This window comes from Lysobacter soli, from assembly GCF_003382285.1.
GTDB classification, from domain to species: domain Bacteria; phylum Pseudomonadota; class Gammaproteobacteria; order Xanthomonadales; family Xanthomonadaceae; genus Lysobacter_J; species Lysobacter_J soli.
This window is the reverse complement of sequence record NZ_QTJR01000006.1, coordinates 42896-55779: the sequence shown is the minus strand read 5'-3', so window position 1 is coordinate 55779 and position 12884 is coordinate 42896. Positions and strand designations below refer to the sequence as shown.

Sequence of the window (12884 nt, the reverse complement as noted above, 5' to 3'; positions counted from 1 at the left end):
TCAATATTGCGCCACGGTCACGGAGCCTGTCCTGACCAGCGGCTAAGTTGGCCTAGCCAAACTGGGCTTGGCCGAAGAAAGCGCAAGACGATCCGAAAGCCAGGGAAGCGTTCGCAGCGTTTCTGAGTACGCGTGAGTACGGCGAGCTACCAGACGATGAGAAGTGCCTCTATGGGAAGCCTTCTCGTGGGCGTGGGTTCCGGAGCAGCTAGTGATGCGAATCGTGCTCGACGGCCCGCCCGCCGGTCCGGGGAGACCAGGGCGCTTCGTCGACATCGAGGAAGCCGCGGGATACAGCATCCGGTCCGGCCGCTGGCACGAAGACGAGAAGGGGCGCTGGGTGTTAGAGGTAGCTCCTTCGCGTGCCGGTCCATCAATTCCGGTTTTGCCGGGTTGATTGACGAAGTGCCGCGACTGCTGCTTTGGCGGCGACAGATTCGTCTGCGAGCTTGCGCCAAACCGCCGCTTCCTCTTCCTTTGGTGCATTCGCCTCGCAGATCGTGCCGAGGACCAGCGCGAGGGGGAGTTCCGCCAGTTCCGCAAGCTTCATGCATGTCATTGGACTCGGGTGGCTATTCCCGCGGTGCCAGTTCGACACGGCGGGTGATCCGACTTGAAGTGCGGCTGCGAGTTGCCTGTCTGAAGTCATGCCTTGCCGGACGCGCGCCAGATCCAGGAAGTCATTCACGCACGACGCCTTTTCCGCTTGAGGTTTGATACGCATGGCCGATATCCCCCGGACGATGTTGGCACCTACTGGAGAAAGTGATGCGCTCGGCGGCTCGCAATGTCTCGGATTACCGACCGGAACGCATTCGCGGCGGGCGACTCGTCGTCACGCAGGCGGAGCATCTCAAGGACCTCTGCCTCGTACGCATCGAGCTGGCGAAGCGTCATCTGGGCGATCGCACGTGAGAGGCAGTTGGTGAGGGCTCCGAAGAGCTCGAGCATGGTTTCACCTTCGTCCGACATGGCTCCTCTCCCGGCCCATGGGCGTCACGCCAGAATAATGTCCGCTATCGGCCAGAAGCGGACGTCGTCACTTCCCCAAAACGCTGGCCGCGGCGTCGGCGAAGTCATCCGGGGCAGCAGGATCGGTTGTCAGCCCTCCGCCCGTCTCCGAGGCGTAGCAATCGAGGAAGTCGGATATCGGTGTGTCACCGCGCTCTCGGTAACTCTGGGCAAAGCGCTCCATGATCCGGTAGGCATCACGCAGGGTGACCAAGCGATCAAAACGCCCGTCATCGAGGTTCGGGGTCGTCATAAACCGGGATGTCCGCTTTGGGTCGAAAGCGGACATTAGCACCACCCAAACGGCGTCGCCCGTCCTGCCTCCGCTGGCGGGCGGCAGCGGACGTTCGACTTACGCCTTCCAAGCTTCGCTGCCAATGGGTACGTCAGCCCTGTCGAGCCCAGTCGGCTTCCGTCCCTACCTGCCAGCGACCGCCTTGCTTCGCTCGCATAGGCCCGTACCGGGAACCGGCTGGTACATGTCCCGTTCGTCCTGCGCCATCAGATCGAAATCGGCGGCAGGCTGTGGCATCGAAGCGCGCTGCAGGTCCTTGTATCGTTGCTCGCCTTCACGCACCTCGTCGGGCGCCATCATCAACTGCAGCCCGCGAGTTTCGGATTGAAGCGCGAGAGCCGTCACACGGGACGAGGTCGCCCTCGGCAAAAGATCCTGTGCAAACAGATAGTAGGCAAGCGATTGCGCGGCATCACGCTTCACTGCCTGGCGCAGCAGGGGCGTTCGATCGGGTCCCACATGACGTGGCGCGTAGGCGCGTGCGAGCGCAATAGCGGCTTCGATACTCCCGCTTTGTGCAACGCGCTTGGTCATGTCGACGCCCTCGCGTCGGTAGACCTTCAGTTCGTCCAGCGTATCAAGCAGGCTGTCGTGCCGGAACGCCAGGCCGGTTCCGTATCGCAACATGGATGGAAGGTCGCCCCGTAACGCAGCTTGTCGCCACAGGTCGACGGTTTCCGCCGGGGTGACTGGAGGCATGCCGGTGCAGTACTCGCTACGAACGCGCGCAAGGTCCGCCATTGTCTGCAGTACGTCGTTCTTGTTCAGAACCACCGCGCCCGCGGCCGCTTCCGCCTTCAATCGGTCCGCTATCGTGCCCATGCGAAGACTTACCGCTTCGGAATCTGCGCAGAATTCCACCTCTCGGGCGAGCTGGCAGGCAGCTTGGGAATCGCCTGCTTCCATCCGTTGGCGAAGGATCGCCGTTACTTCGCGCGCCGTCCTGCCCTGGGGGAGTGGCACCGCCCCTTCCATGACGCGCACGGGTTCCGGCACCGATGGCGCCACGATGGCCCCGACGTCCTGGTCGCGGACCACCTGAGGACTTGCCGGTGCGCGCTCACGGCTGCATCCAGCGACCTGCAGTAGCGCCGCCATTGCAAGCACCGTTACTCGATGAGCGTTCCCTAATCCCTGGCCCACTGGACACCGTCCTGGATGACTGGATTCGGACATTAGCACTCGCGCCTTGGCCAATGTCCGCTATCGGCCAGTAGCGGACGTTCGTCGGACCCACTCGGCCGAGCGCGAGTGTTCAGTCCAGCCTGCGTCCAAAGAACTGGGCGGCACGACAGGCGAGTGAAGCGAGCTGGCCGGCCTCGAAATAGGCATAGGAGATGACCCTCCACGCACCGGGTCCTGCATCAGGCCGGAGCCGAACCTCAAGGGTGACGTGCCCACAGGAGTCTGTGGTGGCAACGAGCGCAAGCTCGGCTTCGAGCGAACGCCACGTCTTCTCGCCCGTCCAGCCCCTCCAGCTTTGTGCCAACTCGCTGAAGAAGCCCTCCGGAGCTTGGATGACACCAGAGTTTTCGACGCGAGCCTCAGCGCGAAGTCCGGTTTCGTCGATGCGTACCGAAAAGCTGTCCAGCCAGCCGTCGTCATCCCGAATTGGCTCGCAGAACGTTACCCCGGAGTCGCCAGTTGAGAGAGAAAGGCTATCCATGCAATGAGGTCAACCTCGATGTCCGCTATGGGTCGAAAGCGGACATTAGCCCGCGAGTGAGATGCACCGAACGAGGTTCGGCCGTCCAGCGGCTGCGTGCCACGGCTGGAGCTGCCAGCTGGCCGGCCGAATTAGTCGAGCCAAGTGCGGAGCAGGAAGGCACTTAACCCGTCCCCAACGGCCCCCGTCGCGGACGTAACGAGCGCTGCCACGGCAAAGCCGCCAAGAGCGTGGGCCAAGGTGGGAACCACCTGGGTAAGGATGAGCTGCATGGATGTCCGGCCCCTGATCCGGTCTAGGCCGATCATGCCGGCATGGACAGGCGGGCGCCAGTGGGACACGGTCCGGCTGTTTGGCTCGAGCAGCAACGTAGACGTATGTGGACAGGTGTGACCGCGGGCCGCGGCGGGTTTGTCAGGCCCTAGGGCCATTGCAAACAACGCGTATCAATTGAGCCGTGGCGCCCGTCGAACGCCCACCGGCTGAATTAAACCAATCAATCAAAGGCGGCCTGGGCCGACTGAGAACAAGCCGTATCAGTGAGGGCGCCTAAGGCCCATCCGGGGCGCTCGGTACGCAGTTTCACAATCTCAACCGTCCGCGCCTCAGCGGCTCTGCGCCAGGCGTAGCGGGGGAAATGACGGGCAGGGATGGCCCCTACTAAGTCGCGTCACTTTCTCTGTCGGCTAACGGGCCGTCCGTTCGATCTGCGACCAGAGTACAGGGTGCTTTTCGACGCGCAATATCGGAACCCACGCCGCGTAGGGGCGGGTTAGACCTTGTTGAAGGCGCACGCAGCACAGCGCGTTACGCGCGTGGCACCCGCATGGATGCCATATGGATGCCATATGGATGCCACATGGCATCCATCGGCTAGAGGGGGAAGCGTACAAAGATGCCAGCGAACCAGCAGCTAGCGCGCGCTCCTACATCGTTGATGCCGCAGATCCTGCCTGAGCGGACTGGGGCAGTCGATCAGCGGTGCTACCCAGGTGCTACCCACGGTCTGGCGGCCAGACCAAAACAAAAAGCCCAGTACGGCCTGAGAGCCTTACTGGGCTTGCGTTTGATCATGGTGGCCGGGGAGGGAATCGAACCCCCGACACGGGGATTTTCAATCCCCTGCTCTACCAACTGAGCTACCCGGCCATTCCGCAACGGGCAGGCCGTGCGAGAAGCGGAATGATACGGACGGGCGGCGGAGTGCGCAAGCCGGATATGCGCTGAACGGGTCCAGGAGGGGCGTCTGGCGCGTGCTTGTGGCGGGTGCATGATGGGCCGACAGTCCATGCCGCAGCCGTGCGGGCTGCAAGGAAATCCCATGAAAGCGCTTGTTTTCGCGGTTCTTTCCACCTTGGCCTTCAGCGCGTGCGCGGCCGATGCGCGCGTCAGCGACGCCGATCGCCTCGCTCTCTATCGCGCCAATGCGGGGCAGCCGGTCGCGAACTTCCAGTACTTCGGACGGCTCGACGGCTGGACACCGCTGGGCGATTCCGCGCTCGCCGTATGGACGAAGCCGAGCACGGCCTACCTGATCGAACTGAAGGGCACCTGCCAGGATCTCGACTTCGCCAACGCCATTACCGTCACCAACCAGTCCGGCCGCGTGTACGCGAACTTCGACAAGGTCATCGTCCTCGGCCGGGGGATGAACCAGATGCCGTGTTGGATCAGGGAAATGCGCCCGATCGACGTCAAGGCGCTAAAGGCCGCCGAGCAGGAAAAGCGCCAGGCGCAGACGGCCGAGCGCGAGAAGACGACCTAGCTTTCGCCCGAACCTTCGGGCACGTAGCCGGCAGGCTTGGCCGCGTCGCCGCCGAAGAGGAACTTCTGCATCTCGCCTTCGAGGAATGCGCGGTGCTCCGGGTTCATCGGCGAGAGGCGGTTTTCGTTGATGAGCATCGTCTGGTGCGCGAGCCACGCCGCCCATGCGGCCTTGCCGACGTGGGCGAATACGCGCTTGCCCAGTTCGCCGGGCCATGGGACGAAGTCCAGGCCTTCGGTTTCGCGCTTCTCGTATTCGCAGTAGACGGTACGGGGCATGTCAGGTGCCTTGATTCGTTAGCAGTTTGCGGATCGGCGCCGGAATGCCGAGCGAAGTCAGTTCCTCGCGCGCGACCCAGCGCAGGTCGTCATTGTCGCCGATGCGCGCACGCGATTCGGCACGCACGCGCAGCGGCTGCAACTGCAGCTTGTAGTGGCTGAAGGCGTGGTCGATCGGCGACAATGCCTGCGCGCCGGCGTAATCGCCGGAAAGATGTTCGTCGAACCACTGGCGCGCTGCATCCGCGTCGTCGGCCTGGGGCAGCGTCCACAACGATGCCCAGATGCCGGTCGGTGGGCGGCGCAGCATCAGGATGCGGCCCTGCGCGTCTTCGGCCCACAGGACGTGAGCGTATTTCTGCGGCGGCGTCTTGCTGGGCTTGGGCGTCGGCAGTTCGGCGACGCGACCTTCGCGACGCGCGACGCACTCGTCCTGCAGCGGACACAGCACGCAAGCCGGGTCGCTGCGCGTGCAGAGCGTTGCGCCGAGGTCCATCTGCGCCTGCGTGTAGTCGGCCAGTCGTGTATCGGGCAATTGTGGGCTGGCGACGTGCGCATCGACCAGCGCCCACAGCTTTTTCTCGACTGCCGGAAGGCCGGGATAGCCCTCGACGCCGTGGTAACGACTCATCACACGCTTGACGTTGCCATCGAGGATCGCGTGCCGGTCGTTCCACGCCTGCGATGCGATCGCCGCTGCCGTGCTGCGACCCACGCCTGGCAGCGCGGTAAGTGCATCCAGATCGCGCGGCAGCTCGCCGCCATGCAGTTCGACGCAACGCTTCGCCGCCGCATGCAGGTTGCGGGCACGCGCGTAGTAGCCGAGGCCCGACCACAGCGCGAGCACGTCGTCGAGCGGCGCCGCGGCGAGATCGCGCAGCGTCGGCAATGCCTGGACGAAGCGTTCGAAATACGGCGCGGCGGTTTTCACCTGCGTCTGCTGCAGCATGATTTCCGACAACCACACGCGGTACGGCGTGCGCGGATGCTGCCAAGGCAGGTCGTGGCGGCCGCTGACGTCGAACCAGGCGAGCAGGCGGGCGGCGAAGTCGTTGGTATTTCGTTCGGTCATGGCGTTTCGTCTTCGCCGAACTCGACTTCCACGCCTTCCAGCGTGGCACCGGCGATCTCGAGCTTCGGGGTGCTCAGGTGTCCCTTCAATGGTGGCAGCGGCGACGCGCGATCGAACGTGTCGATCCAGCGCAGGATCGCGGGCAGGCGGAATTCGCCGTCGAAATCCGTCGTGTCGCGCCGCAGTTTCAGCGCGGTGCGGGAAGACAGATCCGCGCGCCCGCGATAGTCGAGCGCGAAGGGCAGGGGCGAGATGGATTCGCCCAGCGGCGATGGCAGCGCCGGCCAGGCGCGCGGCCACGACGACAGCGTGCCGTCGAGCTGCAGGTTCAGCGAATCGCCGAACGCGAACGCGCCTGTGCCCTGCAGGTTCGGCACCGCACCGCTGCCGTACACGACCGCACCGAGCGGCGAGATGCGCAGCGTTCCATCGCGCACGCGCAGCGGGCCGGCGAGGCCGTAGGTGAATGCAAGATCGGTCTCTCCGTTGCGATACGTCGCGTCGGCGCCCACGCGCATGCCGTCGAGGCCGATGCCGTTGGCCCCGTTGTGCAGTCGACCGGAAAGCCGCGTGCGCATCGGCATCGTCCACGGCGGCGACAGCACGTTGACGTTGCCGACCACGCCAAGTCCCGCCTGCGCCGCCGGGCGCGTCAGCGCGGCGCGCACGTCGAACGGCACGCGCAGTTCGCCGGTGGCGAAGCGACCGAGCAGGCGCGCACGCACCGCGCGATCGGGATGGAACGACGGCACGTCGACATGGATCTGTTCGACGCGCCAACCATCGCCGGCAACATTGCCGCGGACGATGCGCAGGCCGTCGGTCAGCGTCGGTAGGCGCGGTTCCTTCGATGGCGGACGCGTCGCAAGCCAGCGTTGCAAGGCGGGCAGATCGAGTTGCGGCGCGTCCAGTTCGATGCGGCGCACGGTGAGGTCGGCGCCGCGTGCGCGGATCGTCGACCACGGCAGCTCGAGCCGGATTCGATCGGCGCGCAGCAGCGGTGTCGCATCGCCCGGCTTGCGCGCGACTACACCGCGGATCGTCAGCATCGGCGTAGCGCGCAGGCGGTATTCGCTGGCGCCACTCGACGTGATTTCCAGCCCGAGCGCGTTGCCGACCTGCGCGAGGATCAGCCGGGCCACGCGTTCGGGTTGGGATATCCAATGCAATGCGAGCGCCAGCATCGCCAGCGCGACCAGCAGCGCCAGCAGCCCGAAGCGGCGGCGGCGCGGTGGGGTTTCGGGCTCCGGCGCGGCCATGCGGTGCCGGCGTCGCGTCAGGCGCCGAGCGATTCGGGCAGCAGCGCGTCGACGAAGGCTTCGGCGTCGAACACGCGCAGGTCTTCCGGGCGTTCGCCAATGCCGGCGAAACGGATCGGGATGCCGAACTCGCGCGCGAGCGCGAACACCACGCCGCCCTTCGCCGTGCCGTCGAGCTTGGTCACCACCAGGCCGGTCACGCCGACGGCCGCATGGAACTGGCGCAGCTGCGACAGCGCGTTCTGGCCGGTCGTGCCGTCGATCACCATCAACACCTCATGCGGCGCGGCGGTGTCGAGTTTCTGCAGCACGCGCTTGATCTTGCCCAGTTCGGCCATCAGGCCCTGCTGCGTGTGCAGACGGCCGGCGGTGTCGGCGATCAGCACCTGCGTGCCGCGCGCCTTGGCGGCCTGCAATGCGTCGAACGCGACGGACGCCGCATCGGCGTTCTGCCCCTGCGCGACGACGGGCACGCCGTTGCGATCGCCCCACGCCTGCAACTGCGCGACGGCGGCCGCGCGGAAGGTGTCGCCAGCGGCGAGCATCAGCGGGCGGTTCTCGTCCTTGAAGCGCTTGGCGAGCTTGCCGATCGTCGTGGTCTTGCCGACGCCGTTAACGCCGACGGTCAGCAGGACGAAAGGCTTGGCGTCGACGTCGATCTGAAGCGGCTGCGCGACGGGCTTGAGCATCGCGACCAGGTCGCTCCGCAACGCGGCGAGCAGCGCGCCGGCGTCGGCGAACTCGCGCGCCTTCATTCGCTTGCGCAGCGATTCGACCAGCTGCGTGGTCGCGCCCACGCCGACGTCGGCGGTGATCAGCGCGGTTTCGATCTCGTCGAGCAGGTCGTCGTCCAGGCGCGGATGACGCGAGAACAGCCCGCTGAAGCTGCGCGCGAAGGCCGAACCGCGCAGACGATCGCGCCAGCCGGTCTTGCCCGGTGCGGCCGGTTCGGCGACGGGATGATCGAACGCGATGGGGGCGACGTCGGCCTCGGCGACGACCGCGACCGGCTCGACCTCGAGCGCGGCGGCGATCACTTCGGCGGGAACGGGTTCCGGGGCTGCGGGGCGGGCGGGCTCGGCGACCGGCTCGACGGCGCGAGGCGCTTCGGGTTCGATCGCCGCGGGAGCCGGCGTCACTGGAGCCGGTTCGACCTGTTCGACGACATCGCGTTCGACGGTGTCGCTTTCGGCCTGACGCGACGGGAACGCCGCCGCCAGTTCCTCGACGCTGTAGCGTTCCTGCGCGCCACCGGGCTTTGCCGCATCGGTCGGGGACTGGGCTTTCTTGCGACGGAAAATGTCGAACATCGAGGCGGCGTGGGGGAATGCGCGAGAATGCGCACATGCTAGCACCGGCCCCAGCGAGCCCCCGATGAACAAAGCGCCCGGACGCCCGCCCGGCGCGGCCAGCACGTCCGCCAATGCCGGCAAGGTTCGCATCATCGGCGGGCGTTGGCGCGGCACCCGGCTGGGCGTGCCGGACGTCGCGGGCCTTCGGCCGACCTCCGATCGCGTGCGCGAAACCTTGTTCAACTGGCTGATGCCGGTGCTGCCCGGCGCGCGCGTGCTGGACCTGTTCGCCGGCAGCGGCGCGCTCGGACTCGAAGCCCTGTCGCGTGGCGCCGCCAGCGCCGTGCTCGTCGAACGCGATCCGACGCTTGCCGCCGCGTTGCGCGCCACGGCCGCACGCCTGCCCGGCGGCGAGGCCGCGACGGTCGCGCAGGCTGACGCACTCACGTGGTTGACCTCGCAGCCGGCGGGCGGCTTCGACCTCGCCTTCGTCGATCCGCCGTTCGCGGCCGGGCTGTGGGATGCGGTGCTTCCCGGCATCGCGCGGGTCGTGAAGCCGGACGGCTGGCTGTACGTCGAAGCTCCGCACGAGGCCGCCTTCGACCTGCCGCCGGACTGGCGTCCGCATCGCGAAGGCCGCACCCGCGAGGTGCGCTACGCGCTCTATCGGCGCGCTCCCGGCGGCCCCGCAACGGCCGCGCCCGCGCCCGGTTCCGCCACTGCTACACTGCCGGCCGCGCCGGCCAGCCCGGATTCCGGCGCCCTTGCCTGACCTTCGAATGACCGCGGCCCGAAACCGAATCGCCGTCTACCCCGGCACCTTCGACCCGATCACCAACGGCCACATCGACCTGGTCGACCGCGCCGCCCCGTTGTTCGAACGCCTGATCATCGGCGTGGCCGAAAGCCCGGCGAAGGGCCCCGCCCTCCCGTTGGCGCTGCGCGTGGAACTGGCGAAGAAGGCCACTGCCCACCACGACAACGTCGAAGTCCGCGGCTTCGACTGCCTGTTGGCGCATTTCGTCGCGCAGGTCGGCGCGGGCGTCCTGCTGCGCGGGCTGCGCGCCGTGTCGGACTTCGAATACGAATTCCAGCTGGCCAGCATGAATCGCCATCTCATCCCGGACGTGGAGACGCTGTTCCTCACCCCCGCGGAACAGTACGGCTTCATTTCCTCGTCGCTTGTGCGCGAGATCTCCCGCCTCGGCGGCGATGTCTCCGGCTTCGTGCCGCCGGCGGTCGACGCCGCGCTCCAGGCGCAGTGGCAACGCGCTCCACGCTGATCCGGCGCCGCCGGAACAGACGCTCCATCACCACCAACACCCGGAACAAACCGAGGGGAACCCGATGAAGACCACCACCCGTTTGCTGTTGATCGCCTGCCTGTCGATGCCGCTGCTGGCCGCCTGCAACAAGCAGGAAGAGAAGACCGAAGCCGTCGCCGAGGCCCCGCTGGCCGCGCCGACCTCCAACGACAGCACGGCGTGGGATACGTACCTGACGAAGGTGGTCACGCAGAAGATCGAAGGCGCGACCAACGTCTACCTGTACACGCTGCCCGATCCGGCCGGCGCCAACTTCCAGGGCGAGTACGACCGCCAGCTGGAGAAGGCGCAGGGCGACGTTGCCCGCGGCGGCGTGGACGGCACGCTGCTGGCGTTCGGGTCGCAGAACTCGGCCAAGTCGGCCGACCTCGCCATCGCGTCGTTCGCCCAGGCCCAGCCGGGCACGATGAAGGGCGTGCGCGTGATGTTCATCGGCGCGCAGGCCGATGCCGATCGCGTCAAGGCCGCCGTCGAGCCGTCGGGCGCCAAGTTCGAGTTCGTCGAAGCCAAGTGACGTTCCGGCCCGCGTCCGCTCGCGGACGGGGCTTTGCCGAAACGTCACCCCGGCGAAAGCCGGAATCCGGAACGGGCCCGCGAAAGCGGGCCCGTGCTTTTTCGGGGCGCGATGGGACACAGCGTGCCCGCCCGCGAAAAGCCCTACGCATCCCCTCATGCGACAATGCCCGCATGTCCCTGAAGATCAACGAGCTCTGCGTCAATTGCGACGTCTGCGAACCGGCCTGTCCGAACCAGGCCATCGCGCAGGGCGAGACGATCTACGTGATCGATCCGGCGCGCTGCACCGAATGCGTCGGCCATTTCGACGAACCGCAATGCGTGGTCGTCTGTCCGGTCGAGTGCATCGATCCCGACCCGGACCATCCCGAGACCGAACAACAACTGCTGGCCAAGCTGGCCGGACTGCGACTGGAGAACCCCTGATGCGGAATGCGTTGCGCGTGCTGGCCGGCCGGACCCTGTTGACCGCAAGCCTGTTGTTCCTCGCGACGACATCCCCGCTCCAGGCCGCGCCGAAGACCGCGCCGGCGAAAACCGCGGCGCAGCATCCGCCGGGCGCGGCCATCGCCAGCGCGCACGCGCTCGCGACGGATGCCGGCATGGAGATGATCCGCCAGGGCGGCAACGCCTTCGACGCCGCCGTCGCGGTGTCGGCGATGCTGTCGGTCGTCGAGCCCATCAGCTCAGGCATCGGCGGCGGCGGCTTCTTCCTGCTGCACGACGCGAAGACGGGCAAGGACGTCTTCGTCGACGCGCGCGAAACCGCGCCCGAATCCGCCACGCCGCAGGTCTTCCTCACCAAGGACGGCCAGCTCGACAACGATCGCGCGACCAACGGCCCGTGGTCGGCCGGCATCCCGGGCCTGCCCGCCGCGCTGGTGCACGTCTCGCAGAAATACGGCCGCCTGCCGCTGAAGACCGCGCTCGCCCCGGCGATCCGCGTCGCGCGCGAGGGCTTCGAGATCTACCCGCGCCTGGAGCGCGGCTACGCCAGTCGTCGTGAAGTGATGGAGCGCTACCGCGGCACGCGCGAGGTGTTCCTCGCCGACGGCACGCCGCCGAAGGCCGGCGAGATCCTCAAGCAGCCGGACCTGGCGAACACGCTGCAGTTGCTCGCCGACAAGGGTTTCGACGGCTTCTACAAGGGCGAGGTGGCGAAGAAGCTGCTGGCCGCGGTGAAGGAAGAAGGCGGTCGCTGGCGCGCCGAGGAACTGAGCGGTTACCGCGTGAAGGAACGCGAACCGCTGCGTCTGAAGTATCGCGGCTGGGACATCACCACCGCGCCGCCGCCGTCGTCGGGCGGCGTGGCGATCGCGCAGATGCTGCAGATGCTTTCGGGCTGGGACCTCAAGACGCTCGATGAAGCCACGCGCACGCATCTCATCGTCGAATCCATGCGCCGCGCCTTCCGCGATCGCACGATTTATCTTGGCGATCCGGATTTCGTGAAGATGCCGCTTGCCCGCCTGATCAGCGCCGATTACGCCGCCGGCCAGCGTTCGAGCATCCACCCCTCGAAGGCGACGCCGAGCGACCTGCTGCCGGGCCAGCCGGCGCCGCTGGAAGACGACGAGACGACGCATTACTCGATCATCGATGGCGACGGCAATCGTGTTTCGACGACGCAGACGGTGAACCTGCTGTACGGCTCGGGCCTGGTCGCGCCCGGCACCGGCGTGCTGCTGAACGACGAGATGGACGACTTCGCACTGCGTCCGGGCACGCCCAATGCGTTCGGCGTGATGGGTTTCGAAGCCAACGCGCCGGCACCGGGCAAGCGCATGCTCAGCTCGATGACGCCGAGCTTCATCGAGTCGAAGGACGAACTGGCCGTGCTCGGCGCGCCGGGCGGCAGCCGCATCATCACCGAGGTGCTGCTGGGCATCCTCGGTTACGACGACGGCCTGAATGCGCAACAGGTCGCCGCGAAGCCGCGCATCCACCACCAGTGGATGCCCGACGTGATCTCCGCCGAACAGGGCGCGCTGTCGCCCGAAACGGTGAAGGCGCTGGAAGCGATGGGCCACAAGGTCAACGCCGGCGAGAAGCCGTGGGGCAACCTGCAGACGGTGTCGTGGGACAAGCGCGCCAACACGCTGGAAGGCGGCACCGATCCGCGCAATCCGGTGGGCAAGGCGGACGTGCTGGTGAAGTGACGCTCCGGCCCGCGTGGCGTCGCGGCTTTGGCGGAGCATGATTCAGCGAAGGCCGGAATCCGGGCTGGGACGTCTGGCGCTCGCCGCAAAGCCACCCAACAAATCGACAGCGCTTTTTTTTGCACTGGCGATCCGATGCTTCCCCTTCGTTGCCCCTCACCCCAACCCCTCTCCCGGCGGGAGAGGGGCTTGAGCGAAGCTCCATTCGAATTCAACGCCACCGGCGCTAAAATCGACCCGTCTGAC

At 66.8% G+C, this 12884-nt stretch carries 14 protein-coding genes, 1 tRNA gene and 1 pseudogene; 7 read left to right on the top strand and 9 right to left on the bottom strand.

The window, feature by feature from the left end:
• Positions 1-373: 373 nt before the first annotated feature.
• Positions 374-724, bottom strand: coding sequence for a helix-turn-helix domain-containing protein (locus DX912_RS10175; RefSeq protein WP_115842412.1), 351 nt, complete (start codon positions 722-724; stop codon positions 374-376).
• 44 nt (positions 725-768) lie between these two features.
• Here DX912_RS10175 and DX912_RS18400 point away from each other — a divergent pair, with 44 nt between their 5' ends.
• The gene (locus DX912_RS18400; RefSeq protein ID WP_181902790.1) at positions 769-915 is read left to right on the top strand and encodes a hypothetical protein; all 147 of its coding nucleotides are present in this window, start codon (positions 769-771) and stop codon (positions 913-915) included.
• 124 nt (positions 916-1039) lie between these two features.
• Here the strand turns inward: DX912_RS18400 and DX912_RS10165 are convergent, their stop codons facing one another.
• The 4 genes from DX912_RS10165 to DX912_RS10150 all read right to left on the bottom strand — a co-directional run bounded on the left by DX912_RS10165 (position 1040) and on the right by DX912_RS10150 (position 4121).
• Positions 1040-1300 carry a hypothetical protein gene (locus DX912_RS10165; protein ID WP_147298623.1) on the bottom strand — a complete coding sequence of 87 codons (261 nt, stop codon included), beginning with the start codon at positions 1298-1300 and terminating at the stop codon, positions 1040-1042.
• Between the two features lie 129 nt (positions 1301-1429).
• Positions 1430-2404, bottom strand: coding sequence for a hypothetical protein (locus tag DX912_RS10160; RefSeq protein ID WP_115842409.1), 975 nt, complete (start codon positions 2402-2404; stop codon positions 1430-1432).
• 157 nt (positions 2405-2561) lie between these two features.
• Entirely contained in the window at positions 2562-2972 is a 411-nt protein-coding gene (locus tag DX912_RS10155) for a DUF6228 family protein (RefSeq protein WP_115842408.1), read from the bottom strand.
• 1073 nt (positions 2973-4045) lie between these two features.
• A tRNA-Phe gene (locus tag DX912_RS10150) sits at positions 4046-4121 on the bottom strand.
• Positions 4122-4293: 172 nt separating this feature from the next.
• On the opposite strand from DX912_RS10150, the gene DX912_RS10145 reads away from it, so the two are divergent.
• Entirely contained in the window at positions 4294-4737 is a 444-nt protein-coding gene (locus tag DX912_RS10145; RefSeq protein ID WP_115842407.1) for a DUF6491 family protein, read from the top strand.
• On the opposite strand, the gene DX912_RS10140 is transcribed toward DX912_RS10145, so the two are convergent.
• The 4 genes and pseudogenes from DX912_RS10140 to ftsY all read right to left on the bottom strand — a co-directional run.
• Positions 4734-5015 carry an oxidative damage protection protein gene (locus DX912_RS10140; protein ID WP_115842406.1) on the bottom strand — a complete coding sequence of 94 codons (282 nt, stop codon included), beginning with the start codon at positions 5013-5015 and terminating at the stop codon, positions 4734-4736. The two genes, DX912_RS10145 and DX912_RS10140, sit on opposite strands and share 4 nt — an antisense overlap.
• Before the next feature lies 1 nt (position 5016).
• Positions 5017-6087, bottom strand: coding sequence for an A/G-specific adenine glycosylase (gene mutY, locus DX912_RS10135; protein WP_115842405.1), 1071 nt, complete (start codon positions 6085-6087; stop codon positions 5017-5019).
• Positions 6084-7346: an AsmA family protein gene (locus tag DX912_RS10130; RefSeq protein WP_115842404.1), complete on the bottom strand. Its 1263-nt coding sequence runs from the start codon at positions 7344-7346 to the stop codon at positions 6084-6086. The genes mutY and DX912_RS10130 overlap by 4 nt, the downstream gene beginning before the upstream one ends.
• Positions 7347-7363: 17 nt before the next feature.
• A pseudogene (ftsY, locus tag DX912_RS10125) lies at positions 7364-8512 on the bottom strand (signal recognition particle-docking protein FtsY); the annotation flags it as partial.
• Between the two features lie 208 nt (positions 8513-8720).
• Here ftsY and rsmD point away from each other — a divergent pair.
• The 5 genes from rsmD to ggt all read left to right on the top strand — a co-directional run bounded on the left by rsmD (position 8721) and on the right by ggt (position 12638).
• Positions 8721-9410: a 16S rRNA (guanine(966)-N(2))-methyltransferase RsmD gene (rsmD, locus tag DX912_RS10120; protein ID WP_115842402.1), complete on the top strand. Its 690-nt coding sequence runs from the start codon at positions 8721-8723 to the stop codon at positions 9408-9410.
• Positions 9411-9417: 7 nt separating this feature from the next.
• Entirely contained in the window at positions 9418-9921 is a 504-nt protein-coding gene (gene coaD / locus DX912_RS10115; RefSeq protein ID WP_115842401.1) for a pantetheine-phosphate adenylyltransferase, read from the top strand.
• 64 nt (positions 9922-9985) lie between these two features.
• A complete protein-coding gene (locus DX912_RS10110) occupies positions 9986-10477 on the top strand; it encodes a hypothetical protein (protein ID WP_115842400.1) in 492 nt (163 codons plus the stop codon).
• Between the two features lie 173 nt (positions 10478-10650).
• Entirely contained in the window at positions 10651-10905 is a 255-nt protein-coding gene (locus DX912_RS10105) for a YfhL family 4Fe-4S dicluster ferredoxin (RefSeq protein WP_115842399.1), read from the top strand.
• Positions 10905-12638, top strand: coding sequence for a gamma-glutamyltransferase (gene ggt / locus DX912_RS10100; protein WP_115842398.1), 1734 nt, complete (start codon positions 10905-10907; stop codon positions 12636-12638). Before DX912_RS10105 ends, ggt begins: the two co-directional genes overlap by 1 nt.
• The last annotated feature ends 246 nt before the right edge of the window (positions 12639-12884 follow it).

Bases quoted from the DNA above. Each gene is read 5' to 3' on its own strand.
- coaD (WP_115842401.1), top strand. From the start codon at position 9,418: ATGACCGCGGCCCGAAACCGAATCGCCGTCTACCCCGGCACCTTCGAC.
- DX912_RS10110 (WP_115842400.1), top strand. From the start codon at position 9,986: ATGAAGACCACCACCCGTTTGCTGTTGATCGCCTGCCTGTCGATGCCG.
- mutY (WP_115842405.1), bottom strand. From the start codon at position 6,087: ATGACCGAACGAAATACCAACGACTTCGCCGCCCGCCTGCTCGCCTGG.
- DX912_RS10155 (WP_115842408.1), bottom strand. From the start codon at position 2,972: ATGGATAGCCTTTCTCTCTCAACTGGCGACTCCGGGGTAACGTTCTGC.
- DX912_RS10175 (WP_115842412.1), bottom strand. From the start codon at position 724: ATGCGTATCAAACCTCAAGCGGAAAAGGCGTCGTGCGTGAATGACTTC.
- DX912_RS18400 (WP_181902790.1), top strand. From the start codon at position 769: ATGCGCTCGGCGGCTCGCAATGTCTCGGATTACCGACCGGAACGCATT.
- DX912_RS10130 (WP_115842404.1), bottom strand. From the start codon at position 7,346: ATGGCCGCGCCGGAGCCCGAAACCCCACCGCGCCGCCGCCGCTTCGGG.
- DX912_RS10165 (WP_147298623.1), bottom strand. From the start codon at position 1,300: ATGTCCGCTTTCGACCCAAAGCGGACATCCCGGTTTATGACGACCCCG.
- DX912_RS10145 (WP_115842407.1), top strand. From the start codon at position 4,294: ATGAAAGCGCTTGTTTTCGCGGTTCTTTCCACCTTGGCCTTCAGCGCG.
- rsmD (WP_115842402.1), top strand. From the start codon at position 8,721: ATGAACAAAGCGCCCGGACGCCCGCCCGGCGCGGCCAGCACGTCCGCC.
- DX912_RS10160 (WP_115842409.1), bottom strand. From the start codon at position 2,404: ATGGCGGCGCTACTGCAGGTCGCTGGATGCAGCCGTGAGCGCGCACCG.
- DX912_RS10105 (WP_115842399.1), top strand. From the start codon at position 10,651: ATGTCCCTGAAGATCAACGAGCTCTGCGTCAATTGCGACGTCTGCGAA.
- ggt (WP_115842398.1), top strand. From the start codon at position 10,905: ATGCGGAATGCGTTGCGCGTGCTGGCCGGCCGGACCCTGTTGACCGCA.
- DX912_RS10140 (WP_115842406.1), bottom strand. From the start codon at position 5,015: ATGCCCCGTACCGTCTACTGCGAATACGAGAAGCGCGAAACCGAAGGC.